25 protein-coding genes are annotated in these 23,782 nt (G+C 57.0%); 13 read left to right on the top strand and 12 right to left on the bottom strand.

Translation table 11 applies throughout. The features are described 5' to 3' along the window. Window positions 1–49 precede the first annotated feature (49 nt). Genes ABD815_RS01865 through ABD815_RS01845 form a run of 5 tightly spaced genes read left to right on the top strand, consistent with a single transcriptional unit; the run spans window position 50 to window position 4,731 of the window. Window positions 50–919, top strand: a complete 870-nt coding sequence (locus ABD815_RS01865) for a branched-chain amino acid ABC transporter permease (RefSeq protein ID WP_344842683.1) — start codon at window positions 50–52, stop codon at window positions 917–919. Continuing rightward, window positions 916–1,830, top strand: a complete 915-nt coding sequence (locus tag ABD815_RS01860; RefSeq protein ID WP_344842680.1) for a branched-chain amino acid ABC transporter permease — start codon at window positions 916–918, stop codon at window positions 1,828–1,830. Before ABD815_RS01865 ends, ABD815_RS01860 begins: the two co-directional genes overlap by 4 nt. Continuing rightward, window positions 1,827–2,555: an ABC transporter ATP-binding protein gene (locus tag ABD815_RS01855; protein ID WP_344842677.1), complete on the top strand. Its 729-nt coding sequence runs from the start codon at window positions 1,827–1,829 to the stop codon at window positions 2,553–2,555. Before ABD815_RS01860 ends, ABD815_RS01855 begins: the two co-directional genes overlap by 4 nt. Further along, window positions 2,548–3,270 (top strand): ABC transporter ATP-binding protein, encoded by a 723-nt coding sequence (locus ABD815_RS01850; protein ID WP_344842675.1) that lies wholly within the window; start codon window positions 2,548–2,550, stop codon window positions 3,268–3,270. The genes ABD815_RS01855 and ABD815_RS01850 overlap by 8 nt, the downstream gene beginning before the upstream one ends. Window positions 3,271–3,282: 12 nt before the next feature. Beyond that, a complete protein-coding gene (locus ABD815_RS01845; RefSeq protein ID WP_344842673.1) occupies window positions 3,283–4,731 on the top strand; it encodes an aldehyde dehydrogenase in 1,449 nt (482 codons plus the stop codon). A 104-nt stretch (window positions 4,732–4,835) separates the two neighbouring features. Here ABD815_RS01845 and ABD815_RS01840 read toward each other — a convergent pair whose 3' ends face one another. From ABD815_RS01840 to ABD815_RS01795, 10 genes are all read right to left on the bottom strand, one after another. Further along, a complete protein-coding gene (locus ABD815_RS01840; protein WP_344842670.1) occupies window positions 4,836–5,414 on the bottom strand; it encodes a hypothetical protein in 579 nt (192 codons plus the stop codon). A gap of 371 nt (window positions 5,415–5,785) precedes the next feature. Next, window positions 5,786–6,856, bottom strand: coding sequence for an ABC transporter ATP-binding protein (locus ABD815_RS01835; RefSeq protein ID WP_344842667.1), 1,071 nt, complete (start codon window positions 6,854–6,856; stop codon window positions 5,786–5,788). Next, window positions 6,856–7,839 carry a glycoside hydrolase family protein gene (locus ABD815_RS01830; protein WP_344842664.1) on the bottom strand — a complete coding sequence of 328 codons (984 nt, stop codon included), beginning with the start codon at window positions 7,837–7,839 and terminating at the stop codon, window positions 6,856–6,858. Before ABD815_RS01830 ends, ABD815_RS01835 begins: the two co-directional genes overlap by 1 nt. Window positions 7,840–7,842: 3 nt before the next feature. Beyond that, window positions 7,843–8,721: a carbohydrate ABC transporter permease gene (locus ABD815_RS01825; RefSeq protein ID WP_344842661.1), complete on the bottom strand. Its 879-nt coding sequence runs from the start codon at window positions 8,719–8,721 to the stop codon at window positions 7,843–7,845. Window position 8,722: 1 nt separating this feature from the next. After that, complete coding sequence (locus ABD815_RS01820) at window positions 8,723–9,793, bottom strand: carbohydrate ABC transporter permease (RefSeq protein WP_344842658.1); 1,071 nt, start codon at window positions 9,791–9,793, stop codon at window positions 8,723–8,725. A gap of 61 nt (window positions 9,794–9,854) precedes the next feature. Beyond that, entirely contained in the window at window positions 9,855–11,114 is a 1,260-nt protein-coding gene (locus tag ABD815_RS01815; protein WP_344842655.1) for an extracellular solute-binding protein, read from the bottom strand. After that, window positions 11,111–12,202 carry a LacI family DNA-binding transcriptional regulator gene (locus ABD815_RS01810; protein WP_344842652.1) on the bottom strand — a complete coding sequence of 364 codons (1,092 nt, stop codon included), beginning with the start codon at window positions 12,200–12,202 and terminating at the stop codon, window positions 11,111–11,113. The genes ABD815_RS01815 and ABD815_RS01810 overlap by 4 nt, the downstream gene beginning before the upstream one ends. A 1,227-nt stretch (window positions 12,203–13,429) precedes the next feature. Continuing rightward, a complete protein-coding gene (locus tag ABD815_RS01805; protein WP_344842650.1) occupies window positions 13,430–14,074 on the bottom strand; it encodes a PEBP family protein in 645 nt (214 codons plus the stop codon). Between the two features lie 54 nt (window positions 14,075–14,128). Beyond that, entirely contained in the window at window positions 14,129–14,809 is a 681-nt protein-coding gene (locus tag ABD815_RS01800; RefSeq protein ID WP_344842647.1) for a MarC family protein, read from the bottom strand. Window positions 14,810–15,366: 557 nt separating this feature from the next. Next, window positions 15,367–16,263: a LysR family transcriptional regulator gene (locus ABD815_RS01795; RefSeq protein WP_344842644.1), complete on the bottom strand. Its 897-nt coding sequence runs from the start codon at window positions 16,261–16,263 to the stop codon at window positions 15,367–15,369. Between the two features lie 124 nt (window positions 16,264–16,387). On the opposite strand from ABD815_RS01795, the gene ABD815_RS01790 reads away from it, so the two are divergent. The 3 genes from ABD815_RS01790 to ABD815_RS01780 all read left to right on the top strand — a co-directional run bounded on the left by ABD815_RS01790 (window position 16,388) and on the right by ABD815_RS01780 (window position 18,478). Then, a complete protein-coding gene (locus ABD815_RS01790) occupies window positions 16,388–16,807 on the top strand; it encodes a DoxX family protein (RefSeq protein WP_344842641.1) in 420 nt (139 codons plus the stop codon). A 65-nt stretch (window positions 16,808–16,872) separates the two neighbouring features. After that, window positions 16,873–17,778, top strand: a complete 906-nt coding sequence (locus ABD815_RS01785) for a VOC family protein (RefSeq protein WP_344842638.1) — start codon at window positions 16,873–16,875, stop codon at window positions 17,776–17,778. 7 nt (window positions 17,779–17,785) lie between these two features. Then, window positions 17,786–18,478: an alpha/beta hydrolase gene (locus ABD815_RS01780; protein WP_344842635.1), complete on the top strand. Its 693-nt coding sequence runs from the start codon at window positions 17,786–17,788 to the stop codon at window positions 18,476–18,478. A 114-nt stretch (window positions 18,479–18,592) separates the two neighbouring features. Here the strand turns inward: ABD815_RS01780 and ABD815_RS01775 are convergent, their stop codons facing one another. Beyond that, entirely contained in the window at window positions 18,593–19,267 is a 675-nt protein-coding gene (locus ABD815_RS01775; RefSeq protein ID WP_344842632.1) for an NAD(P)-dependent oxidoreductase, read from the bottom strand. A gap of 436 nt (window positions 19,268–19,703) precedes the next feature. Between ABD815_RS01775 and ABD815_RS01770 the strand changes: the two genes are divergently transcribed. The 5 genes from ABD815_RS01770 to ABD815_RS01750 all read left to right on the top strand — a co-directional run bounded on the left by ABD815_RS01770 (window position 19,704) and on the right by ABD815_RS01750 (window position 22,728). Beyond that, on the top strand, window positions 19,704–20,273 hold the full coding sequence (locus tag ABD815_RS01770) for a carboxymuconolactone decarboxylase family protein (RefSeq protein ID WP_344842629.1): 570 nt from the start codon (window positions 19,704–19,706) through the stop codon (window positions 20,271–20,273). 60 nt (window positions 20,274–20,333) lie between these two features. Beyond that, window positions 20,334–20,750, top strand: a complete 417-nt coding sequence (locus ABD815_RS01765; protein ID WP_344842627.1) for a hypothetical protein — start codon at window positions 20,334–20,336, stop codon at window positions 20,748–20,750. Window positions 20,751–20,752: 2 nt separating this feature from the next. Further along, entirely contained in the window at window positions 20,753–21,397 is a 645-nt protein-coding gene (locus tag ABD815_RS01760) for a DsbA family oxidoreductase (RefSeq protein WP_344842624.1), read from the top strand. Between the two features lie 51 nt (window positions 21,398–21,448). Continuing rightward, window positions 21,449–22,000: a TetR/AcrR family transcriptional regulator gene (locus tag ABD815_RS01755; RefSeq protein ID WP_344842622.1), complete on the top strand. Its 552-nt coding sequence runs from the start codon at window positions 21,449–21,451 to the stop codon at window positions 21,998–22,000. A 233-nt stretch (window positions 22,001–22,233) separates the two neighbouring features. Continuing rightward, window positions 22,234–22,728 carry a VOC family protein gene (locus tag ABD815_RS01750; RefSeq protein WP_344842619.1) on the top strand — a complete coding sequence of 165 codons (495 nt, stop codon included), beginning with the start codon at window positions 22,234–22,236 and terminating at the stop codon, window positions 22,726–22,728. A 109-nt stretch (window positions 22,729–22,837) separates the two neighbouring features. Here ABD815_RS01750 and ABD815_RS01745 read toward each other — a convergent pair whose 3' ends face one another. Next, window positions 22,838–23,734: a LysR family transcriptional regulator gene (locus ABD815_RS01745; RefSeq protein ID WP_344842617.1), complete on the bottom strand. Its 897-nt coding sequence runs from the start codon at window positions 23,732–23,734 to the stop codon at window positions 22,838–22,840. Window positions 23,735–23,782 lie beyond the last annotated feature (48 nt).

The following is a 23,782-nucleotide window of genomic DNA, read 5'->3' as shown; positions in this document are numbered from 1 at the left end:
GCTTTTGGCCGTGCGGGCCGCTCTTGCTCAAACCCATCAAGGTTACTGAATGCTCACGACGACACTTATCCTCGGCCTCGTGCTGGGGGGCACTTATGCGCTGCTCGCTCTCGGGCTGACGCTGCAATACGGGATCGCGCGGATCATGAACCTCGCCTACGGCGAGCTGACTTTGGTCTCGGCTTTCGTGGTTGTCGCGCTGTTCCAGAATTTGGGGATATCGCCCCTGCTCATGCTGCCGGCCGTCGCGCTGTGCGGTTATGGCGTCGGATGGCTCCTCTATCAGGTAATGATGCGCCCCCTCGTGAAGCGGTCCGGTTCAAGCGGACGGCTTGAGGTCGACAGCATTCTGGCGACTTTTGGCCTGCTCTTCCTCATTCAGGGTATCCTGTTGGTGGTATTCGGGGCGAACTTCACCTCGATCTCCTATCTCGATCAAGGGGTGAACATTCTTGGTGTCTCTGTGGCGCTTAACCGGCTGATTGCGTTCGCAATTTGTGTCGCTGCAGGCGCGGCGTTGGTGCTGGCGCTCAAGAAAACGAAATGGGGGCTGGTCATGCGGGCCGTTGCTCTGGCCCCGGGGTCTGCGCCGCTCGTCGGCATCGACGTCAACCGTATTGCGCGTCAGGGATTTGCCCTCGGCTCTGCACTGGCCGCAACGGCGGGCGCGTCAATATCGATGTATCAGACGTTTTCGGCCACGGATGGCGTGGTCTTTACGATGAAGGCTCTGGTCATCGTCATCATGGGGGGTGTCGGAAATGTTCCCGGCGCACTCGCGGCGGGCTTTGGGCTCGGGTTGTTGGAGACTTTCGTGGCGACTGCGATCGACCCCGGCCTGACGCTTGCAGCGACCTTCGCGATCTTCCTGCTGGTTCTGCTCTGGCGTCCGCAGGGTTTGTTCGGAGCGCGCTCATGATCCGGACTGTTTTGCCACTCATCGCTCTGGCCCTTTTGGCGTTCGTGCCCTTTCTGGTGTCCGACTATGGTCTGGGTCTGCTCATCGGGGCTGCCACCTATGTGACGCTGGCCTCCGCATGGGCCCTGTTTTCGGGCCAGACACATTATATCTCGCTTGCCACCGTCGCTTTCTATGGCACCGGCGCCTACACCGTCGCCGTCCTGAACGAAGCCCTCCCCTACGGTGCTGTTCTCCTCTGCGCGGCCCTGATCGGCGGGGCCATGGCCCTGATCGTCGGACTTTCGACCCTGCGCCTTCGCGGTGTCTATTTCGTGATCTTCAGCTTTGGTCTGGCCGAGCTCGTCCGCCAGCTCATCACATGGTACGAAGTGAACGTCACAGGCACCCTCGGGCGCTATATTTTCCTCGAGATCACCAGCCGTCAGATTTACTGGCAAATGCTCGCGCTCGGCGCGGCGACCATTGCGCTCACGGCGTGGGTTAACCGATCCCGCCTCGGCATGGCATTGCGGGTCATCGGTGACGACGAAACCGTGGCCGCGCATTCGGGCATCAACCTCGCGCGCGTTAAAATCATCGCCTTTGTTCTATCTGCCGTGATCCTCACACTTGCCGGTGCAATCACCTCGCCACGCTATGTCTATGTGGAGCCCTCCATCGTGTTCAACCCTACGATCAGCTTCCTCACCGTCATCATGGCTCTGCTTGGGGGGGCCAACCGGCTCTGGGGGCCGGCACTTGGTGCGGTGCCATTGTTCCTCGTCTTTGAATGGCTTTCCTCCAACTTCCCGGATTCCTATCCGATCCTACTTGGTCTGCTGTTCATCGGCGTCGTCTTCCTGTTTCCCAGCGGCCTGATCGCGCAGGCAGAAACGCTGTTTCGTGGTCGTAAGGAGGCAAAAGAATGAGCTTTCTTGAAATCGAAAATGCGGTGAAGCAGTTTGGCGGATTGCGTGCTGTCGACGATGTATCTTTCTCTTTGGAGCGCGGCGAAATCGTGGGGCTTCTCGGCCCGAACGGGTCGGGAAAGACGACGCTGATCAACCTCATTTCCGGCGCTTTGCCTGCCACCTCTGGGGACATTCGCCTCAACGGGATGCAGCTCACGGGGCTGCGTCGCGACAGGATCGCGCGGGCCGGAGTTGCACGCACCTTTCAACTGGTTCGGATCCTCCCCTCGCTCAGTCTTATGGAAAACGTGATGATCACCGCGGTGTTCGGGCGAAACACCCATTGGGGGGACGACGCTAAACGCGTGGCGATGGACGCGCTCGACATGGTCGGCCTGTCCGCGCGCGCCACCGCTGCGGCGGGCGATCTGACCTACATCGACCAGAAACGGCTGGAACTGGCGCGTGCGCTGGCCGCCGAGCCCGAAATCCTGCTGCTCGACGAATGGCTCGCCGGTTTGAACCCGACGGAACTCTCTGAGGGCGTCGCGCTGATCCGCAAATTGCATCAGGGCGGCCTGACCATTCTGATGGTCGAACACATCATCGATGCGGTGCGCGCGCTCTGCCCGCGGGTTGTTGTGATGAATTCGGGGCAACTGATCGCTGACGAAGCGACCGATGCGGCCCTCAGCGATCCAAAGGTAATTTCCGCCTATCTGGGAGGTGATGTCGATGCTTGAAGTCACAGGTCTCACAGTCGCCTACGGCAAACACGTCGCGCTCGACCACGCGTCCCTATCTGTTGAGAAGGGCAAAATGGTGGCCATTCTCGGCGCAAATGGCGCAGGTAAGTCGTCGCTCCTCGGCGCCATCGGTGGACGGGTCGCGCCGACCTCGGGGGACATTACCTACCGCGGGCAGTCATTGCTCGGGGTGCCCGCGCACCAATTGGTCGAACAGGGCATCGCTCTCGTCCCCGAAGGGCGGGGTATCTTCCCTGCCCTGTCGGTAGAGGAAAACCTGCGCCTTGGCGCCATTCCAAGTCGCGCCCGCGAAAACGCGACGGGGCGGATGGAGGATGTCTTCACCCTGTTCCCCAAACTCGCCCAACGCCGCACACAACTCGCAGGCACGATGTCAGGCGGTGAACAGCAGATGGTTGCCATCGGACGCGCTCTGATGTCGAACCCTGATCTGCTGCTTCTGGATGAGCCGTCGCTCGGTCTCGCGCCGATTGTGGTGAAGGAGGTCTTTGCCGCCCTCTCGCGCATCCGCTCCACCGGCCTGACCGTTCTCGTTGTCGAACAAAACGCGCGCGCGACACTCGAACTCGCAGACTATGCCTATCTCATGGAGGTCGGCCGGATTTCCGGCTCTGGCCCCGCATCCCAAATCAAAACCGATCCTGCCGTGATCCGCGCCTTTCTTGGCGGGGCACTCGCGCAGACAGAGTAACAGGAGACCTCGATGGAAAAGCTCGACCTCTATATCAACGGAGCCTATGTCGCCGCACAAGGCGATCGCACATTCACCCGCTCGAACCCGATATCGGGAGACGTGGCAACAGTGGCCGCAGCAGCCTCCCTGTCCGACGTGGCCAAGGCCGTCGACGCCGCCGCATCCGCATTCGCGACTTGGTCTGTGACCTCTCCCGGCGAACGTCGTCGCAAACTTTTGGCCGCCGCGGACAACCTCAATGCGCGCGGCGACGACATCGTACAGGCGATGAAGGACGAAATTGGCGCGACCGAAGCATGGGCCCGTTTCAACGTCATGCTGGCAGCCGACATGTTGGTCGAAGCCGCCTCGCTCACAACACATATCAAGGGCGAGGTCATCCCCTCGAACCGTCCCGGATCGACGGCCATGGCAGTCCGTCAACCCGCTGGTGTCGTTCTCGCCATGGCGCCATGGAACGCACCCGTGATCCTCGGCGTGCGCGCGATTGCGACCCCGCTGGCCTGTGGCAATACCGTTGTCATGAAAACGTCAGAGCTTTGTCCCCGCGTTCACGCCCTGATCGTGGAAGCCGTGGCAGAGGCAGGCCTGCCCGCGGGCGTCCTTAACGCGATCTCCAACGACCCCGACGAAGCGCCCGAAGTTGTCGCTGCCCTGATCGAACACCCCGCCATCCGCAGGGTGAACTTCACCGGCTCGACCCGCGTTGGCCGTGTCATTAGCGAATTGGCCGGTCGCCACCTCAAACCGGCTCTGCTGGAGCTTGGCGGTAAGGCCCCGATGATCGTGCTCGAGGATGCCGATGTCGAGGCGGCGGTCGCGGCCGCGGGGTTTGGCGCCTACATGAATCAGGGCCAAATCTGCATGTCCACAGAACGGATCATCACCGTGGGCGATGCGGGTGACCGGTTTGCAGAAGCCTTCACCGGAAAGGTTGAAACCCTGACCGCCGGCGACCCGAGCGCGGGCAACGCCCCCCTTGGATCGTTGGTTAACATGGCCGGTGCAGACCGGATCCGGTCTCTGATCGCGGACGCTTTGGACAAAGGTGCGACTTTGATCGGCGGCGGCGGCAGCGGCACGATGTTGAACGCAGCCGCGCTCGATCATGTGACACCCGACATGCGCATCTACACCGAAGAAAGCTTTGGGCCCGTCGTCGCAATCATTCGCGCAGGCTCCGTGGATGAAGCCGTGCGGATTGCCAACGAAAGCGAATTCGGACTATCGGCGGCCGTTTTTGGCCACGACACAATGGCCGCCCTCGCCGTCGCCAAGCGTATCGAAAGCGGCATATGCCACGTCAACGGCCCGACCGTTCACGACGAAGCGCAGATGCCCTTTGGTGGCGTGAAGGCATCCGGCTACGGGCGTTTTGGGGGAACCTGGGGCATCCACGAATTCACAGAGCTGCGTTGGATCACCATGCAGGACGGAGACCTGCACTACCCGATTTAACCCTGAGAATGGGCCTATTAAGTCACCTGTAACGGGTCCGTGCGGGTGCAGAGGTTATACCCCTGCGCCCGCATTTTTGCACTGATGAACCTCAAGGCCTCGGCTCACTCGCTCCACCCGTGAACGTGCACGTCACGGCCTGAGTGCCCCTTCATGATCTGGACGGCGAGGTCCTCGCGTTCCTTATCCTTAACGCGCACCCACAAAAGAATGCCGCCGTGGTCGATCTGACTGGCGTAATAGTCCTTGTGATGTTTACCAATCCGGCGGGCCAGCAGCGCCCCGATCACGAGGGCCGGACTCCCCCCGATCGCAACAGCCGCGATGGAGGCGGCAACCGTGCTGGCAGCGGTGAGCATTGTGGCCATGGCCACGTAAGAGCCCAGAAAGAGAAACCCGCCCACCACGGCCCCCTCGAGTTCACCAATCGCTTCTTCGGAAACAAACGCGGCGCGAGGCGCGTGGGGGTCGTCCTCCAACTCAGAGGCACGCCAGTATGATTTACCCATCTTTTCCTCCATCATGTCCTGTTTGCCCAGCACACTGATGTCATACCGGCTAAAGCCGGCCATCCTGAGATCATAGAAAGCCGTCTGTAGGTCTTCGAAACTCTCAAACACACCAACGGCCTCGGGCACTTCGATAACTGTCGTTTTGCGCACTAGTTCTTCGGTATCGGTCATCGCAATCCTCCGTTCTCGGCATATGTACCTACACGGTCTCCATACGCGATGTCGGCTGGTATTTCGTTGATCGACCTCAAGGCCTATTTTGCGTCCCAACCGAAGTCGGCGGCAATGAATGCGCTTCAAATCGCAGGCAGTCGCTCGGGGTTTGGATATCTAACCCAAACGCCTTTGGAACGTCATTCTGGCGACCTCGGTGGGCAAGCCGCAACCGAGCAACCTTACGGTGATGCATGCCGTGAGGGCGGGCTCACTGCCGCCGTCGAAAGCAGCGCTGCCTCTGTCCGGTCTAGGCCCAGTCTGGCAAGCAAAAGGGACCGGACAAGCCAGTTGCCACGAGGGGCTTCAAGCCGATGAAATCCCGTGCGTCACACGCTTTCAGGGAAAGCGTGCACCAATGCGGGATCGAAGGTCCATGACATCTCGTTTCCTGGAACCAGCACAGCATCCTCAGCGATTGCCGCGATCAATGTGCTTCCGTCCGCCACGGCGAGGTTTACCACCGTTTCGCTGCCCAAACGCTCGGTCAACACAACTTTGCCCTTCATCATCCCCTCGCCTTCTGCGCTGGTCGTCAGATATTGCGGGCGGATGCCGAGGGTGGCAATTTGGCCGGTGGTGAAAATGCGTCCCTTTCTTGGGACCTTAACGCTGGAGAGGATCGGGCTGGAAACCTGCACCCAATCATCGCCGATATCATCCACGGTCACCTTCAGAAAATTCATCGAAGGCGCGCCCAGGAACCCTGCCACAAACAGGTTGGCGGGTTCATGATAAAGCTCCATCGGTGCACCGGTCTGCATGACCTGCCCGTCCTTCAGCACAACGATTTTGTCGGCCAATGTCATCGCTTCTACCTGATCGTGGGTCACGTAGATCATCGACGCGTCCAGATCCTGATGCAGCTTTCCGATCTCCATCCGCATATCCATGCGCAGCGCTGCGTCGAGGTTCGAGAGCGGTTCGTCAAACAGGAACACCTTGGGATCACGCACGATGGCACGACCGATAGCGACGCGTTGGCGTTGGCCCCCCGAGAGCTCAGACGGGCGACGATCGAGGAGATGTTCCATTTGCAAAATGCGGGCGGCCTCGGCCACTTTTTCCGCTTTCTCGGTCTTACCCACCCTGTTGATCGTCAGACCGAAGGCCACGTTTTCGCGCACCGTCATGTGGGGAAAGATTGCATAGGATTGGAACACCATGGCGATGCCACGCTTGGATGGCTCAAGGTCGTTCATGCGCTGACCGTCGATCTCAAGCGTGCCGCCGGTGATATCCTCAAGCCCTGCGATCATGCGCAGCAGCGTGGATTTACCACAGCCCGACGGGCCGACAAATACAACGAACTCGCCATCTTCAATGTCGATGTCGACGCCTTTGATCACCTCAACGTCGCCATAGCTCTTGCGCACATCGCGCAACTTTACGGTTGCCATTATTCTGCTGCCTTCAACTGGGGTGGAATGACCAATAGGCCCTCGTCGGTGAGTTCGACTGGATCGGGGTCCATGATGTGACCAATAAAATCAGCGCCCTCTGGACGATCGGCAAAGCCAAGGATCACCATGCCATCGTCCGTATCAACGATGCGGGCGGCATAGCGGGTGCAGGGTAGCGTGCCGTCAAGGAAACCGGGGGCGATCTGCCATGGGCCGCGGGGCCCCTCACCGATCAGATAGTGGTTGCCCGTGACGACCGGACGCAACTTTGTCTGCTCTTGCGAGTAGTGATGCGCGGCGGTGCAAAACAGGCAATACCAAGTACCGTTTTTCTCGAACACCTGCGGAACTTCGAGTTGCCCGAACCCACCGGTGAAAACCGGCGGTTGAAGCGTCCAATCGTAGCCATCAGGGGACGTGGCAAAACCGATGCAGCCCGCATCGTTTGCCTCCTCGATCCCCGGTGCGCGCGCGGTGAAATACATAATCCAACCGAGGCCTTCGGGATCGCGCATCACCCACGGGTCGCGCATCGCCCGATCATGCCACTCCTTATTGGACACATCGCATTCGTAGTGCTCGGAGTTCGGGCCAATGAGATCGAGGATCAGCCCGTCCCCCACGCGCTCCCAATTGTGCAAATCGGTTGAGGTCGCGTGGCCGATCTTTTGTGCCAATTGCGGATCGTTCTTGCGGGTGCCGGTATAATAGAGGTGCCACAGATCATCGTCGCCGCGCACGACCGACCCGGTCCATGTCGTGTAGTTGTCCCAACCATCTTTGGAAGGACGGAAACATTCGCCAATGTGGTCCCAGTTCACCAGATCAGTGCTGGTCGCGTGACCATAGCTGACATTAAAGTGACGCTGCTCCGGATCGCCAATAGAGCGAGGTGCCTTGAGGTAATAGCCGTGGTATTTTTCACCATCGTGAACATACCAGCTATCCCAAATAAATTGGTCTTTGAGAGCGAGAACCATAGATCAGCCTTTCACGCCGGTAGAGGCAATCGACGCGATGAACGCGCGCTGCAAAATAAGATAGAAGACCAGTACTGGGACGGTGATGATCGTCAGATAGGCCATGATTTCCCCCCACGCTGTGCTGAGCTGGAAGAAGTATTGAACGCCGACCATAACTGGACGGTAGGCTTCCTGTTGAACGACCATGAGGGGCCACAGGTATTGGTTATACATCGCGAGGAATTTCAGGATTGCAGCCGTCGCCACAATGGGGCCGGACAATGGCATGACTACCCGCAAATAGATCTGCATCCAGCTTGCGCCTTCGACGCGCGATGCCTCGATCAGATCGCGCGGAAGATCGCGGAAATACTGCACGAAAAGGAAAATCGTCAGACCATCGGCCACCAGTGGAATGATCTGGACGCGGTAGGTATCCAGCCAGCCGAACGTCAGCCCCTCCATTCCGATCCACGGCAGTTTCGACACGAACAGCAGCAGAGGGATCGCAATGGTTTCAAAGGGGATGATCAGCGTAGCGATGATGATCGACAGGGCGACGTTTTTGCCCGACCAGTTCAGGAATACAAAGGAAAACGCAGCCAAAGAACATAGCAAAAGTGACAGAGCCACGGTGGTCGCCGTCACAAAGAGCGAGTTGAACATGAACTTGGCAATCGGCACCCGCGAGAAGGCGTTGTAGTAGTTGTCCAGACTGATGTCGCCAACGGGCAGGAAGGCGCGCAGACTGGATGTATCGCGCAGCAATTGCAGGTCGGGCTTCAGGCTCGACATGACCATGAACACCAACGGGAAGATAAAGATGACCGCAATCAGCGTCAGAACCAGATAGCGCACGGCCAGACGCAGCCCGCGGTTGTCGGGATTAATCGTCGCCATTTTATCTCTCCCTCGTGAGATAGCGTTGGATGAGGCTGATGCTCAAAACCAGCAGGAACAGAAGAACCGAAATCGCCGAGCCGCCAGAGATGTCCTGTTTTCCGTAGCCGCGCTCAACCGCCTGGAACACGATCGTCGTTGTGCTATCCAAGGGACCGCCGCGTGTCATCACGTCGATCTGCGCGAAAAGGGCAAAGGCCTGCATGGTGATCACGATCAGGATCAGCACAGCCGTATTGCGCAGTCCGGGCCAGGTCACATAGCGGAACGTTTGCCATTTGCTCGCCCCCTCGATCGAAGAGGCTTCGTACAACGTGGGGCTAATGGTCTGCAGACCGGACAGCCAGATCACCATGTGGAATCCGACAGCCTGCCAAATCGACATGCCCATAATGGCGCCCAAGGCAGTGTTTTCGGACCCGAGCCAATCTCGCCCCTCGAATAGGCCGAAAGTGACAAAACCAAGGACATTGTTCAGCAGGCCGTCATTGCCGTCGTAGATGAAACGGAACAACAACGACACAACCACAATCGAGACGACAACGGGCATGAAATAGATCGCGCGGTAGATGTTGATGCCTCGCAAACGCTGGTTGATCAGCAACGCCAGACCTAGCGCCAGCCCGGCCTGCACAGGGGCCACGACCAGCACGAACATCAACGTGTTGCGCAGCGATTTCCAGAACACCACGTCCTTGGCCACAACAACCTTCGCTTCCTCGCCCCACTGCCAGCGGAACCATTCCCGCATGCCGTCATATTGCGGGTAGTCAGGGTTATTGCGGGTAAAGGTCCGCACGCGAGGGTATTCAATTTCGCCAGCCTCATCGCGGATCACCGCGCCGGCGTCATCGCGTTCGGGTTCTAGCGTCAGAACCGAAATGCTGAGCAATCGGTCATAATTGCTCAGCCCCACGAACTCGGTCGGATTGGGCGAAATCAGCCGCTGGTTGGTGAGCGACAGATAGAAGGCAAAGAAAAAGGGGATCACGATAAACAACAGGATCAACCCGAATCCCGGCATGGCAAAGCCCCAGCCTGCGCGGTTAGATGTTGTCAGCTTGGATGCCATTTTTCACTGCTTTCGAAATGAGAAAGATGGGGCGGCCGACGGGCCGCCCCACGTTTTCGGATTAGTGGCCGTAGCCGCCGTTGCGCTCGATGTCGGAGTTGATTTCGTCAACAGCCGCGTCCAGCGTGTCAGCTACGTCTGCACCGTTGGCGATATCCGCCATTGCTTTTTCAAACACCTTCGCGGAAACGACGTATCCAGGCGTCACAGGGCGCACCATCGCCTGACCTTCGGAGAGACCGAAGAACACTTCCAATGGGCCGCCTTCTGCGTAGTTGTCTGTCATCGCAGCCGCCTCAGCAGTCGCAGGGATCAGACCCGTGACGTTCGAGAAGTTCGCAAGGTATTTGTCCTGCAATGCGAATTCGATGAAGGCGGATGCACCTTCAGCGTTTTCAGAAGACGCGGAAACACCAAACTGCCAGGAAGCGGCACCGATTTTCGGGCCGTTGCCAAAGTCAGGCGAAGGCAGGAACACAACGTCGTCATGGGCTGCGAGAGCACCCAAAGCTGCCCAGTTGCCGTTCCAAGAGAAGGCATATTTGCCGTCGATAAAGCCCGTGTCACGATCCGCTGGATCCTGAGATGTGCCCGGTGCGTAACCGTCTGCGAACAGCGACTGCCACCATTCACCAAATGCCAATGCTTCGGGACCGTTCAGTGCGCCTTCCGCAGTTGCGTAGGTGGAGCGATCAACAATGTCGCCACCAAAGGACTGCAGGAAGGGGCTGAAGGCATATGGATACCACTCACCCGTCCACGGCATACCCAGATCGAAAGCATATTCGAAATCGCCGGATGCTTTTGCAGCGTCCAGAGCGGCCATGAATTCCTCACCCGTCCATGGGTTATCAACGGTTGGAGTGCGCAGGCCCAAAGCGTCGAGCGTGGATTGGCGCGACATCATCGCAACGGCTGCATCCCAGAAACCGACGGAGTAGAGTTGACCGTCCCAATAGCCCAACGGACCCGCGAGGAAGCCCTCGATCGCGGACTCATCGATTTGCAGCGGCTGCATGTAGCCAGCCCATGCCCAGTTCGGCATGACCGGACCATCAACGTCCAGAATGTCAGGCAGGTTGCCCGCGAGGGCGGCGGCAACAACGGAGTCGTTGTAGGATTCCTGTGGGAAGCTCTCTACCACAACTTTGTAGTCAGGCTGGCTTGCGTTGAAGTCGTCGATGATCAGCTGCAGTGCGGAAGATTCCGCCTCGTTGCCTGCGCCGTGGTACCACATGCTCAGTTCGGTTTGTGCTGCGGCCATTGTGGCCCAGCTCACTGATGCAACCAGTGCTGTACTCAGAGTAATGCCGAGTTTCATAGTGTCGTCCTCCCTATTGACGAAAGATGAGTGATTGGAGATGGCAAATCCTTGACGGAATTGCCGGGGGTTACGGGGCCACCAACCAGAATGGGTTTGGTGGGCACGTCTGCGGTGCCATTGATCATGCCAAGCAACAACTCAGTGGCACGGATGCCGATAGCCGCATAAGGCAGTTCGGCGGATGTGAGGGTCGGGTACAGGGTGTCAGTGATCAAACGGTGGCCGTCATAGCCCGCAACCGACAGGTCATCGGGCAAGGCCACGCCACGACTGCGCAAGATACCGTAGGCGCGCATCGCCATGCGGTCGTTGCCAAAGCAAATGACGGTGGGTGGCTCGGGCAGAGACAGGACGCGGTCAATCGCATCCCAAAGCAACTGCACGCCCGCATCATCCTCCGAGACATCGACTTCGGCGGGCACCAAAAGTGCTGGATCAAACTTGATGCCGACCGCCGCCAGCGCGTCCTTGTATCCCGCAACGCGCAGTTTCGTCGCCTCAAGCTGTCTGCTGAGTGCCAGATAGGCGATCCGGCGGTGTCCTTTGGCGATCAGGCTGTTCACCAGATTGAACTGGCCCTGATAATCATTGGGCAGAACCGAGGGCGTGCCCTTTTGGTCGAAACAGTTCGCCAGCACCATCTTAGTGGTGGACGACACAGGCGGCAGTGACACTTCGCGGTGGTGATCGGCCACATAGATCAGCCCTTCAACACGGTGCTCTTCGAAAGTGCGGATAAGTTGGGGCACCCTGTTCATCTTGCCACCGGTATCGGCGATCAAAAGCGTTTTTCCGCTGGCTTCCATGGCACGCTGGATGCCCTGAACGATATATAGATCGGGCAAACCGGAGTTTTCGGACCGATTAGGCGACAATGAAATCGCCCCCGTAATCAACCCCACGAGGCCCGACTTATTGGATCGCATCGCCCTTGCGGCGGTTGACGGGACATAACCCAGCTCTGCGATGGCTTTATTGACGGCTTCTTTGGTGTGTTTCTTAACCGGCGCATCGCCGTTTAGCACACGGCTGACGGTCTTGGGCGATACACCCGCAACACGCGCGACGTCGTAGATCGTAGCCATGTCTGAAGCCCTCCCAAGCCGCACATTTGAGACCCTCGATTCGCCTCAATGAACTAATGACACCGATGTCATGACACCGATGTCATTTGCTTGTCAAGAATCTTAACGGTTCCTTAAAACCGAGCGGGTCAGCAATTCCGGGACCAGATGTCCGTTTTCTCCCGCAGGGCGAAATCCAAATTCGAGACGATATCTTCAGTCAAATTCGAGGGATATGATACAGACGCATGTTATTGTTTTTAATCATAAATATACACCCGCGACTAGAGCTTTATCGAACAGTCTTTTCCACAATCAATGGTGCTATGCGTTTCGACATTTCAGAAGGTTCGAAGCCGCCTACTTGGGGAACCCGCTGTTACCGTCCTCAGCTTGGTTCGCGCCCCCATCGGCCGTGACCCTTTGGCTCGGTTGCACTTTCAATCACCTCTCGACGGCCACTGGTTCAGCTGTTCACCTGCCGGTTTCCGGCATGGCGGCAGCGGTTGCACGAGCGATCTACACGAATATGCTTTCATGAGGTTTCCACGCTCAGGCGGTTTGCACGCAGGCCCAATTCTCACGTTCAATCTCGGCAGGCTCGGCGGAATACCCCGAGTGAGCCGAGGGGTCGGGCCCGTTGTGTTGAGTGTGCCGTTCCCTTAGACCGGTAAAACATTGATACAAAATAGGCAGATCATTATGAAAAAGACGTTCGCTCTACTCGCTGTGGGAATTTTGTCTGCCTGTTCAAGCCCGACTGACGCGGTCTCGGAATTAAACGGAAAACCTGTTTACCAGGCAAGGTTTACGCGTGAATTGAATACGCCCCACCCCACCCTGGACCAAGCATACGAAGTACAAAAACAGTATGAGCAGGGTTGGATCTGGAAAGAGTGCCCCAATGGCATGACCGAAATCAGTCGCGTCGTGGGCCAAGGATCGGTTTATCCGACAGCCTACACCAAGCGCGTCGTGCGCATGTATAGGGTCCTGTATCAGTGTAAATGACGCTGACCTGCCCACTCCCCCCTGCCCTGTTTGAGCAGTTTGCGGGTTACCCATGCGGCGAGGTCGCACATCCGGTCGTTTAACCCACTGATCGACACAACCCGATTTAGACCACGAAAATCTTCGTCACTCGCGCGCGGTGCACGTGTCCTCGCTCGGTGTCAGGTAGGTATGGGGGCGCCGGTCAGCGTGATCGGTCCTTCACCTGAAAAATCAAAAGTCTGCTCTGCCCTGCCGTCACATGTTGACAGTCAGACGACAAAGGACGGTGTTGCTTTGCTCCAGATCGGGGCCCCAGATGAACTCTGCTTCGCCTGACCAATCGATATCCTCATAGCCCATTTTCGGATCGACCTGTGCGGCGGTGAAGACATCGGCCTGTGGCCAGCCAGAGGCGTCGTAACCCGCCCCGTCCCAGCCCTCCGGTTCGTCAGATATATCAAAGGCGCACGCGCCCTCGCCCGCTACGGGGTCGCTCTCATCTTCGCAGGACTTGTCGAGTGGGGCTGTGTGCGTGACGAGACATTGCCAGCCAGCATCACTGACGGCGACGGTATTCCCTGCGCCATCCGTGATCTGCACTATAACGCCGCCATCGCCCATCTGTTGACGACGGGTCCCGATATACTCGAGCCCTGTGTCGTTTTCGATGAAGTCGCGCGCAACGAGTCCTATGACAAAGGGGCGCTCGGCTTCAAAGGTAAAGCTTTCGGCATTGAAGGATCGCTCGGTCGTGATCGGCACGCTGTCTTCGCCGACCAGCACGCCATCCACGCGCATTTCAAACCAGTTGTCGGCCCAGACTTCGGCAGAAAAGGTTTCCGCGCACAGGAGCGTCGGTGTGAATGCCGCGATCAAGGCGGCGGAAATGGTCCGGTTCATGGGCAACCCTTTCAAAATGGCCGATGACATTAAGGGTTGAACGCGAAAGTCCCGTTATTCCGTCGCCTCGCTGAACGGACTAGGGTTCTGGGCCGGGGCGACATCGAAGACATCGAGCGTGTCGAAACCTTCGAGAACGGCATCCACGGCAATCGTGGCGAGAATGATCCCCATGACGCGTGAGATCACCGACGCGCCGGTATCTCCGATCAGACGATGCACGAAACTGGCCGCAAGCAACAGTGCGAGCGTCACCACAAGGACCAGAACAAGCAGCCCCGCAGTTGTCGCCTGTTCGGACCAGGTGTTCGAACTGTTCTCGGTCAGGAACACAATGGCGAGCATCGCACCGGGCGAAGCAATAGAGGGCATTGCCAGTGGAAACACCGCCCCCGACAAATGATCGCGCTCTGCCTCGGCGATTTCAGACTGTGGTTTCGATTGTCCGAAGATCATCGACATTGCGAACAGAAACAGAATGATCCCACCGGCTATCTGGAAAGAGCCGAGCCGCAAACCCAAGGTTTCCAAGACGACCTGACCGCCCACCAGAAACGCCAGCAACACCAGCGTTGCGATCGCCACGGCACGAATAGCAAAGCGGCGATGCAGATGTGCTGGCATGCCTGCGACGGCAAAAAGGTAGACAGGGATCGTGCCAACAGGGTCGATCACCACAAGCAATGTGATGAACTCTCTGAGAAGTAATGGCCAATCGATTAGGGTCCAGGTCATGTATGTCTCTCTTTAGGGACGTGGTGAACGCGCAGAGGCATCGCAGATACCATCGGCGTCGTCGCTGTTATTCGTTGGGCACCACGGACCCAGTGTATAGGTCGGGCGATTTGCGGCAAACGTGATCTTAAAACATGTGGTCGCGCCTACTTCGGACAGCGTGCAATCGACAGGCGCGGTTCCCGCGCGATCGTGCGTTGCCTCAAACAATTGCGCGAGATCATGCAAAGTGTCGCCAATTTTCTCTGCCACGGCTGCGACAGACCAGACTGAGGCAAAGAAAGGCGGCTCTTAAATGCAATGCGTCTCTCCAATCTGTCCATGTGATTTGCGCCGCGAAAATGAAAAGGGTTCCCATTTACCGGTATGCCCTATCGATACCAAACTCTGAACTGTCTTTCGCGTCAGTCACCCAGATTTGAGAGGTGAATTCGAACGCGCGACGGCGCGCATCATTGCAGGACACGGGGATCTCAACTCGACCCCGCCATTTGCTACGGCATGCACGCACGGCCGAGGCCGCCAAACATCCACACGCGGTCCGCATCAATGACGTATCAGCTTAGCCCCGATTCAAGACCTTGCTTGCTCGCGAGGAAATCCAGAAAAGAGCGCACTTTTGCGGGCAGGTAGCTGCGGTCTGCATAGATCGCGTGCACGTGGAGCTTGGGCCAAGTGACCTGCGGCAGCACGGTCTCCAATCGTCCGGCGTCCAAGTCGCCTTTGGTCATCCAGTTGGGCAGGATTGCGTAGCCCATGCCGGACAAAGCGGATAGATGCAGATGGGATTCATTTGTGCTGACCATCACAGGGCGCATTTTGACATCTAGGCCTTCTGAACCGCCAAACTTGATGCGCCCATCTGATGCCACAGGGGAGTAGGCCAAAAGCGGTGCATCAATCAGGTCGTTCGCGGTTTGAGGGCGTGTCGTGTGATCGAGAAAGTCAGGCGCCGCGACCATTTGAAATGTGACTTCGGACAATTTGCGCGCAATCAACCCCTCATCCAGTTTGAACGCCACCCGCAAAGCCAAGTCCGCGCCCTCTTCGACCAAATTGATCTTGTGGCTACTGAGGTCGAAATCGAAGACCACATGTGGGAAATCACGATGATAATCCGATAGCATCCGTGCAAAGGCTGGTGTCGACATCCAGACCGGCATCGAGATTTTCAAGGTCCCGCGCGGGACAAGCGTGTCTGTTGAGATGAGATTTTCCGCGTCGCTCAAGTCTTCCAGAAGGCGGCGGACGGTCACCAAATACCGCGCGCCCGCTTCGGTCAGGCTCACATTGCGACTGTTCCGGCTAAGGAGGCGCGCGCCAACACGTGCCTCAATGTGCTGGATGTGCTTGCTGGCCATGGCACGCGACATCCCCATTCGGTCAGCAACGGCTGTAAAACTCTTGTGATCCGCGACCTCTGTGAAGACGCGCAGGCTGAGAAGGGTATCCATGTTTGTCAACTCACAGTTTCCGGTGTGTCAATATATGGACGGATGATCAACTCAAGGGAAGCAGTTATGTCTCCTCCCAGAAACAAAACCCGTCCTGAACGGTGACATGAAAGAGAGACATGAAATGACAACGATCCAAACGAACTCATCCAAAAAATGGAACATCGGCCTGTGGGTGGCACAAGTGGCATTGGCCGCAATGTTCGCGATGGCTGGCTTTATGAAATTGACAAGCAGCCCCGCCGACATGGCAGCAATGGGAATGCTTTGGGCCGAAAACGCGCCAGTTGCTTTGATCAAATTCATTGGCTTGGCCGAAGTGCTCGGCGCGATCGGCGTCATCCTCCCTGCGGCCACACGTATTAAACCTGACCTGACCAAGCTTGCAGCACTGGGGTTGGCCACAATCATGGTTCTGGCATCCGGCGTGCACATTTTCCGCGGTGAATTCGAAGTGCTGCCTGTGAACTTTGTTCTGTTCGCCTTGGCCGCGCTCGTGATCTGGGGCCGCAACCGCAAAGCACCGATTGCACCCCGCACCTGAACGCAAACAGACGCGATCCGACTTTAATAGTCGGATCGCACCCTGCTTTTTCGGGAGCAAGTGACATGCTAACTGACGCACAAAACCTCGCAAAACGCCTGCGCGGCGCTGGATTGCCGGAGCGGTTTTCTTGGCGACATTTTGATCTGCAAGTAACAGATCTCAAGGCTGCAACGCATTTTTGGACGGTAGCCTTCGGGCTTCGCATTCGTAATGAAACAGAGACATCTGTCGCGCTCGGGACCAACAAACGCGATCTGGTCATTCTACATGCTGGTGCGCAGCAAAAGGCCGAACCGGGGTATATGGGAATGTATCACTTGGCCATTGGCGTGCCGGAACTGGCGGAACTTGCGCGGCTCTATGCGCGGTTCGTGGCCTTGGGTTTGCGGGTATCTCCGGTAGACCATTTGACGTCGAAGTCGCTGTATCTCGCCGATCCCGACGGTCTCGAGGTCGAGTTTGCGCTTGAAACACCAGAGCGGTTGAAGACCTATCACGAGGTCAGAAACGGCTGCGTGATGACGGATGTGAATGGTAATCTGCACAGTGGGCGCGAGCGGTTAAACGTTCAAAAAGAATTGACGCCTGCGAAAGATGCCGACCTGAGAGCACATATTTCAGAGGATACCTTTCTGTCCCACCTCCATTTGCGTGTGCCAAAACTGGAAGCCGCCGCAGATTGGTACCAAGACCTTGGATTCGCGAAGAATATTGTGCTGCCACAAATGGGGATGATCGATTTGGGCGCGGGTGATCCCTATGGGCACCGCATCGCTCTGAACAACTGGTTAGGGCCCGACATCCAGCGCCCGCCGTCAAACATGGCCCGCCTCATCGGATATGAATTGGACGTCCAAGACAAAGACACGTTCGCCAACGCAAAGGGGCTTACGCCGTCTGGTACGGAGCTTTCCGGCCTTGATGTTGCAGGGCTGGAAGCAAAGCTCTGGCCAAAATTTGAGGTCTGATCGCGCCATGGCACAATCCACCTTTGATCTGCAGTATCTGGTGCGGCCGCCAAAAGATCCGGCAAACCCTGCACCCGTGCTGTTCCTTTTTCACGGGTTCGCCAGTAACGAACGCAATCTACATCCACTGTCGAAACATGTGCCTGAGGAATGGTTGGTCATCACCGCGCGTGGCACGATTAAGGTCGCCCCCAACCAATACAAATGGTTTGAGGTCGAGCGGATCGACGATTGGTTTGAAGGCGGACGGACTGATCCCAGGATGGTCGTTGATGTCGAAAGCGAACGTGCTGCGCGACATCAGGTTTCCGGCTTCATTGTTGAGATGGTGCGCGCGCATAACGCGGACCCGAACCAGATCGTTGTCGCAGGATTTAGTCAGGGCGCTGCCTTGTCTCTCAATCTGTTTTTGACCAGTCCGAGCAACTATCTGGCCAGCGGCGCCTTTGGTGGCCGGATCATGGATGGGATCAAGCAACAGATCCCGGGCCACGACGCGCTGCAGGCAAAACCAGTCTTTCTCGGGTTTGGCAACCAAGACCCGTTTATATCCGTAGAACAAGCGGTGGCGACACAGTCCTATCTAGAAAATTTGGGGCTATGCGTGGCCGTGTCCAAGGATGACGTAGGGCACACGGCTTCCGGTCCGCAATGGATTGATTTCATTCGCTTTATCGAGGCTTTGCGCACCGCGCAGTAGCGCCAATTCGCAGCACCAAAAGCAGAATTCAAAAGACAGGCGGCAGGAATGTCGCCTGTCTGTTTAATGTATGATCCGGTATACTCTCGACAAAAACGTACAGCCGATCCGCGACTATTTTTGCGAGATCATAGGGGCCTTCGCCGCCAAATCATCACGATCAAGGCTGTCGATCAGCCACTGCGCTACTGACGCGCGCGATATTTGCATCGCAGGCTTTGGGTCGGCTTTACCATTGACCACATAGCTTTCGATGACCGGCGCTGTGCCCGGTTTTTTGCCCAACATCATCGCACGGCCCAACGTCCAGTCCAAACCAGAGGCCTCCAACACCGCCTGCACCCCTTCGTGATCACGATAGGCATGTCCCAAGTTTGTGTGTTTGATCATGAGACGCATGACCCAAGGGGCCGTCACAAACGTGTCGGTTGTTCCCGCCGCGCTAAGCATGGAAATCCGTGTGATGCCGTGGCCTTTCATCGCCGCAACCGTTTCACTGATGGTGTCTGTCAGGAGGGTGTCGGAGTTTATGATCTTGCTGAAGGGGGAGTCCGTCTGACGGCTATTGTTCAGTGTCACGATCACAGAGTCGCAGCCCTGCATCGCAGCGGCGAGGTCTTTGGCCGAGGATGGCGACCCTTCGAAAAGGGTGAGGTTTGCATGTGATATCTCGACTTTTGCAGTGTTTCGAACCAAAGCCGTGACTTTGTGACCCGAAGCCAGCGCCTTTTCGATGACAAGGAGACCTGTGCGACCAGAACCGCCCAGAAGAAAGATGTGTTTGCTCATAGTGTATTTCCCAAATGTGCAGAGCCTGTCCTTCACGCGCGATTGCGTCACGGATGGTCTCCGTTTTATGGTGAAAATATAGGACCTTATTGGGTGCGGTTCATCGGCCCGATACTTGACGCAGCATCTCCTTAGAAGAAACAGTTGAGGTCCGCGTGACGAATGGCGCGCTTCCAAGAAGAGCCGACAGCCACCAAATGAAAAAGGCCGCGCAATGCGACCCGTTCAATGCCAATAAAACTGTAGAAGCGGACCTTCGGCTGTCTGTCGTCTTTTTGCTAAGGCCACGGGCGTGCGGTTGGTTACGTGCAATGCTTCGCACCTGATCACGTCACTCACTATTGAGTGATCACTCAAATAGCGACTTGAGTGATCACTCAATACAACCTATGTCACTTTCATCGAACACAGAACTTCGCTCCTGAAAGGACATACCATGGCAACCTTCCCAATCCATACCATCGAATCCGCACCGGAGGCTGGCAAGCCGCTCTTGGAAACGTCGCTAAAAGCCAACGGTCGCATTCCGGGCCTGCACGGCACAATGGCCGCCGCCCCACCTCTGTTGGCCGCCTATAGCTTCGCCCACCAGCAGTTCATGGCGACATCTATGACGGACGAAGAAAAAACTGTCGTCTGGCAGACAATCAACGTCGAAAGCAACTGCCACTACTGTGTTCCAGCCCACACCGGGATTGCGAAGATGATGAAGGTTGACGATGAGATCACTGAAGCATTGCGCAACGAAACTCCGCTGCCGACTGCCAAACTTGAAGCTCTCCGCACCTTCACATTGGCGCTGGTACGCGATCGTGGATTTGTTTCAGACGCTGATACACAGGCGTTCCTGGACGCAGGCTTTACCGAGACAAACATCCTCGAAATCATTCTGGGCGCTGCGCAAAAACTGATGTCCAACTACACCAACCACTTTGCAAAAACTCCCGTTGACCAAGTGTTCCAAAAGTTTGCCTGGGAAAAGAAGACAGCCGTCGCTGCTGAATAATCCAATGGCCGGAGCGGGCAAAACGCTCCGGCACACCCGCGATCAACCATGGGCCACCCAATGCGAAAAACCAATCTCACTGCAGATATCTGGACATCCTTTCGCGCCTTGCCGCTCTGGGTGATAATCTGGATGATGGTCATCCTTGCGCCAATCAATATGATTAGCCTCTATTTCGCGTCCGAGCCGATGGGCATTCTCGTTACAGCACTTGCATGGGGCGGAATGCTGACCAGCCAAATCGTACTTATGCGCCATCGCGGCTTTACCAAGCTTGTTTCAGGCGGCCATGTCATTTTTTGGGTGCCGTTGGTTCTGCTACTGGTCTTTGCGCGCCCTGTGGCAAATGGCGCTTACGACACCTATTTAGCCATACTGTTGGCGGTGAACCTCCTGTCCCTGCTGTTTGACATCAATGATTTACGACTTTGGCTTGGCGGCGATCGCCGCGTCATTGGCCACGAACGGAGCGTATGAAAATGTCCAAAACTCTACATATCGATATCGTATCTGATGTCATGTGCCCGTGGTGCATCATCGGGTATCGCCAATTGTCAAAGGCGCTGGACGCCGCGGGCACAGATCACGAAATCCATTGGCATCCTTTTGAATTGAACCCGCAGATGCCGCCGGAAGGCCAGAACACGCGCGAGCACATTATGGAAAAGTACGGCAGCACGCCCGAACAATCCGAACAATCACGCCAGCAGATGAAAGCACTGGCGGGCGCGCTGGGGTTTGATTTCAATTGGACCAAAGACTCGCGTATGCACAACACGTTCAACACTCATCAGTTGTTGCATTGGGCGAACACCCAAGGCCGCATGCATGATTTGAAGATGGCGCTATTCACCGCCCATTTCACAGATCAACGCAACCTGTCTGACGACGCCGTACTGGCCGATGTTGCGGCCGAAATCGGGCTGGACCGTGCTGAGGCAGCCGCCGTGCTTGACGATCAACGCTTTGCCAATGACGTGCGCAGCGCCGAACGGTTCTGGCAACAACAAGGCATTTCCGGTGTCCCTGCCGTGGTGTTTAACCGCAAACATCTTGTCACAGGGGCGCAGGGCGTGGAAAATTACACCAACATTCTGTCTCAACTTGCCGAAATGGAAGGATAACCCATGGCCCGCGCCGGCACTTATGATCGTGACGCCGCCCTTGATGCGGCTATGATCCTGTTCTGGCGCAAGGGTTATCACGCAACATCGCTCAAGGATCTGGAATCGGCGCTGCACATGAAACCCGGCAGCATTTATGCCGCGTTCGACAGCAAGGAAAACCTCTACCTTCTGGCGATCAATCGCTACTTTGAAGCATCTCGCGACAACTTCCGCTCGGAAATGGCCAAGGCTGCAACACCGCTTACCGGGTTAGCAGCGCAGTTCCAAAACTATGCGGATCTTGCGAAGGACGATCCCGCGCGGCGGGCCTGTATGTTGATGAAAACGGTTGTTGATACAACATCCACCGACCCCGAAATTGCTGACGCCTCAAAGCGATACCTTGATCAAATGTGCGTGGAATTCGCAGAGAGTTTCGAGGCAGCCCGTGCCTCGGGTGAGCTCCCGTCAGATGCAGATCCAAAGCGCCTCGCCCTGCGATATCAAGCCAATATATCCGCTTTGCGTGTCGAAATGCTGCGGGGAACGCCTCAAGACGACATCTCAAAACTCGCGGCTGATATGGCACAGGAGACGATGGGGCTCGGTATCTCATCTTAAAGCTCAACGTCTATTAGGGGGCAATTCCAGCGCGAAGAAATTCGCGCGAGTTGAGCGCATGTAATTTCGCATCACCTCCCAAAGCTCCTTAAGCCACTGTGATCCGCTGCTTCGCTGCACAAACAAAAATTCGGAACATAGGCACCGCAAAATCGATTGATCTCTGCTTTGGGAAAGCGCCCATTTTGTGATAATCTGACGACGGATAACTTCGTTCGCGCAGGAGCCAGCACATGACGGTGCCAAACAACCGAATTTGCCTCATGCTCAATAAGGACGCTGAAGCGGCGGCGAACTTTTACGCCGAAACATTCCCGAACAGTTCAGTTGAAAGCGTGCAGCATTCGCCGAGCGACAACCCTTCCGGGAGCGCAGGCGAGGTGTTGGTCGTGGAGTTCACCGTCCTTGGAATTCCCTGTATCGGCGTCAACGGCGGGCCAAATTTTCAACACGGAGAGGCGTTCTCGTTTCAGGTCGCCACGGATACCCAAGAAGAAACGGACATGTACTGGAATGCAATCGTTGGCAACGGCGGTGAAGAGAGCATGTGTGGCTGGTGCAAGGACAAGTGGGGGGTCTCAGGGCAAATCACGCCCCGCACCCTCACCGAGGCCATGGCCGCAGGAGGGGCAGAAGCAAAACGTGCTTTTGAAGCCATGATGCAGATGAAGAAGATTGACGTCGCCGCGATAGACGCGGCTCGAAAAGGCGAGAATGAGCCCGCCTAGCGACATACGTTTGGGAACCAACCAACGCTTCGCTGCATTTGTCATCTAGGTCAGCTCAGCTGGGCAAAGCGTTCGTTCACCGAGTTTGCGGCGATGACGCTCGCAAAACTTAGTCTCCGCTAATGTTCGCCACCCAATCAAGAAAGACCCCCAGTCGGCGAAGGCCCGAGACGCGGGTCAGGTAGAGCGCCGAGATATTCAAAGGGGCGGCGTCGAGCTGGCCGGGAAATAGCTCAATCAAACGCCCGGCCTGGATGTCGTCTGCGATCATGAAGTCGGAAAAACGCGCAATGCCCAGACCGCCTAGTACCATCTGGCGAACGGCCTCTCCATTGCCCGCGCTCAGAGCGGGGGGCACCGTTACAGGGGTGGACAGACCGGCAAAGCGCAATGTGTTGATATGATCAGGTGACGCGAAGCGGACCTGTTCCAGCCGCGCGAGGTCGGCAGGTGTTTTTGGCCAGCCTTTGCGATCGAGATATTCCGGGGTCGCCACCAATTTCCAAGCCGTGCGCCCCAGGGGTCGGTGCAACATTTCGCTATCGGGCAGCTGGCCCAGCCGAATGGCAACATCCGCGTGACTGCCGATCAGATCCACCAGCGTGTCTGTCATGTCGATCGACAGCTGGATGCCGGGGTATTGCGCGTGGAATTCAACCAGGCGCGGAGCGAGAACATGCAGGACGTAAGGAACCGGTGCGTTCACCCGGAGCGGTCCGGCGGGCGCCTGCCCACTGCTTGCGATCTCTTGCAGGGTTTCACTGCGGTCCAGAATTTCGCGCGCCTCAGCCAGAACTGCGGCACCTTCGGGGGTGATTTCGATGGATCGCGTCGTGCGGCGCAACAATGTGACATTCAATTGCTCTTCGAGCCGCGTGACTGACCGGCTAAGCGTGGAGGCAGACATCCCCCTGCGCCGCGCGGATTCAGCAAAGCCCCCATCATCGACGATTCCGACGAAGGCAGCCAAATCCCCCATGCGCAGCAATTCGTGCAATTTTTGCAATGATCCATTCCAAACTTGTCCGTTCTCGCAATAGATAGCGGCTGGCAT

The sequence above is a fragment of the Celeribacter arenosi genome, from assembly GCF_039539485.1.
GTDB lineage: Bacteria > Pseudomonadota > Alphaproteobacteria > Rhodobacterales > Rhodobacteraceae > Celeribacter > Celeribacter arenosi.
The sequence above is the reverse complement of the archived record's forward strand: the minus strand, read 5'-3'. Positions and strand labels throughout refer to the sequence as shown.